Source organism: Microcystis sp. LE19-10.1B (assembly GCF_027530565.1).
Classification (GTDB): Bacteria; Cyanobacteriota; Cyanobacteriia; order Cyanobacteriales; family Microcystaceae; genus Microcystis; species Microcystis aeruginosa.
Map to the genome: position 1 here is coordinate 1 of NZ_JAPZQM010000269.1, position 2,275 is coordinate 2,275.

Sequence of the window (2,275 nt, forward strand, 5' to 3'; positions counted from 1 at the left end):
ATGGTCGAGGGAATCAACAATAAACTTAAACTAATAAAACGGAGAAGCTATGGCTTTAGAAACTTTCGGAATTTTTGGGTTAGAAGTATGTTGTCTTGGCATCTTGTCTGTTGATTTAGCATAAAGGGTAACGAAGAGCCACTTAACATAGCTTGGTTTTCTTGAATTTGTTGTTCTAAAGTATTAAGAGTTCGTTGTAGATTGGCTCTGGCTTCCTGAATTTTTTGTTCTAAGGTAGTCGTAATGCGTTGCAAGTTAGCCTCAGCTTCTTGGAGTCTTTTTTGTGTAGTTGTCGCCTCTAAACAAAATCGCTCTTTTTCCCCTTGAGAAACTGCACCATTACGGTATAAAGATTGATAACGTTGACAATCTGTGAGAGAATTATTCAATTCTGCTTTAATTCTTTCAACGGTAGCTTTTTGTCCTAGTTTTTCCCCTTCAAGTTCCGATTCCAAACTAGAGATCGCTGCTGTTTGCCTCATTATTTGTCCCTCTAATTCCGCTTTGCTTTGACGCATACGGGAATCTTGAGCCATAATTTCGCCTTTTTTTGCCCCTTCTCTCACTTTTTCGAGTTTAGATGCTGCTAAACCCAGATTTGCTTGAGCTTGTTTCAGGGCTGCTCGCAAACGGGCATTATTATCTAAAATAGCCATAATTTCGCCTTTTTCAACTTTTTCTCCCTGTTTTACCAGTATTTTATCTACTCTACTTCCTTCCAAAAAGGCAGTAGCTGATATTTGAGTAATTCCACCTTGGGGTTCAAGATAACCAAGGGCAGCAACAGCTTCGGGAGTATCAGGAGAAACCGTCGGGGAAATCGATAACTGGGAAGCTTTCAAGGATGATTCTGGTCTAAAATAGAAGATAATAACGGTTGTTCCCAAGCTAAATCCCATAAAAGCTCCTAAAAGACCCCAAAACCAATATTTTAAAGAATAGGAATTTTGAAGGCGAAAGTTAGCCATTGTTGTTAACAGGGATAAGGATTCATCGAAAATTTGGGTCTGAAACCCCGTCGTTCTACGACGGCTTTACTGTTAAATATTAGCGCATTTACACGATATATGCTAGAATGCGAGATATGGAAAAAGCCTATTCGTTTCGATTTTACCCAACACCCGAACAAGAGTCGCTATTGCGGCGCACTTTGGGCTGTGTAAGATTGGTTTACAATAAGGCACTCCATCTCAGAACACAAGCATGGTACGAAAGACAAGAAAGAGTAGGATATACTGAAACTTCTTCAATGCTAACCGATTGGAAAAAACAAGAAGAATTAGATTTTTTAAACGAAGTTAGCTGTGTACCCTTACAACAAGGGTTAAGACATTTACAAACAGCTTTCACTAATTTCTTTGCTGGTCGTACTAAGTATCCTAACTTTAAGAAAAAACATCAAGGAGGAAGTGCCGAATTTACCAAATCTGCTTTTAAGTTCAAAGACAAACAAATCTATTTAGCTAAATGCACAGAACCTTTACCTATTCGATGGTCAAGACAAATCCCAGAAAGCTGTGAACCAAGCACAGTAACAGTCAGATTACATCCTTCTGGACGTTGGCATATCTCAATTAGATTTGATGACCCAACAATTAAGCCATTACCAGTAACAGATAAAGCCATCGGAATTGACTTAGGAATTAGTAGCCTCGTGATTACCAGCGATGGCGATAAAGTATCTAATCCTAAGCATTTTAAGAAACATTATCGGAGACTGCGAAAAGCGCAAAAAAATCTGTCTAGAAAACAGAAAGGCTCAAAGAATCGAGAAAAGGCAAAAATCAAAGTAGCAAGGATTCACGCCCAAATTACTGATAACAGAAAAGACCATTTACACAAGCTAACCACTCAATTAGTTCGGGAAAACCAAACGATTGTGGTTGAGAATTTAGCCATCAAGAATATGGTCAAAAACCCGAAATTATCTCAGGCAATATCTGATGTAAGCTGGGGAGAAATCACCCGACAATTAGCCTATAAATGCCGTTGGTACGGGAAAAATTACATCGAAATAGATAGATGTTTTCCCAGTTCTAAACGGTGCAGTAATTGTGGGTATATTGTGAAAAAGCTGCCGTTAAATGTTCGAGAGTGGGACTGTCCGAACTGTGGGACTCACCATGACCGAGACATTAACGCCAGTAAAAATATTTTGGCCGCAGGGCTTGCGGTGTCAGTCTGTGGAGCGACCATAAGACCAGAACAGAGTAAATCTGTGAAGGCAGGTGCGAAAAATCCTTCGGGAAAGAAGCAGAAACCTAAATCGTGAGGT

At 39.5% G+C, this 2,275-nt stretch carries 2 protein-coding genes; both read left to right on the forward strand.

What is annotated here, in order from left to right; genetic code table 11:
- On the forward strand, window positions 1-114 hold a 114-nt coding region (locus tag O9332_RS09755; RefSeq protein WP_288023342.1), incomplete at its 5' end, for a transposase.
- A 970-nt stretch (window positions 115-1,084) separates the two neighbouring features.
- Window positions 1,085-2,272: an RNA-guided endonuclease InsQ/TnpB family protein gene (locus tag O9332_RS09765; protein ID WP_288025179.1), complete on the forward strand. Its 1,188-nt coding sequence runs from the start codon at window positions 1,085-1,087 to the stop codon at window positions 2,270-2,272.
- Window positions 2,273-2,275 lie beyond the last annotated feature (3 nt).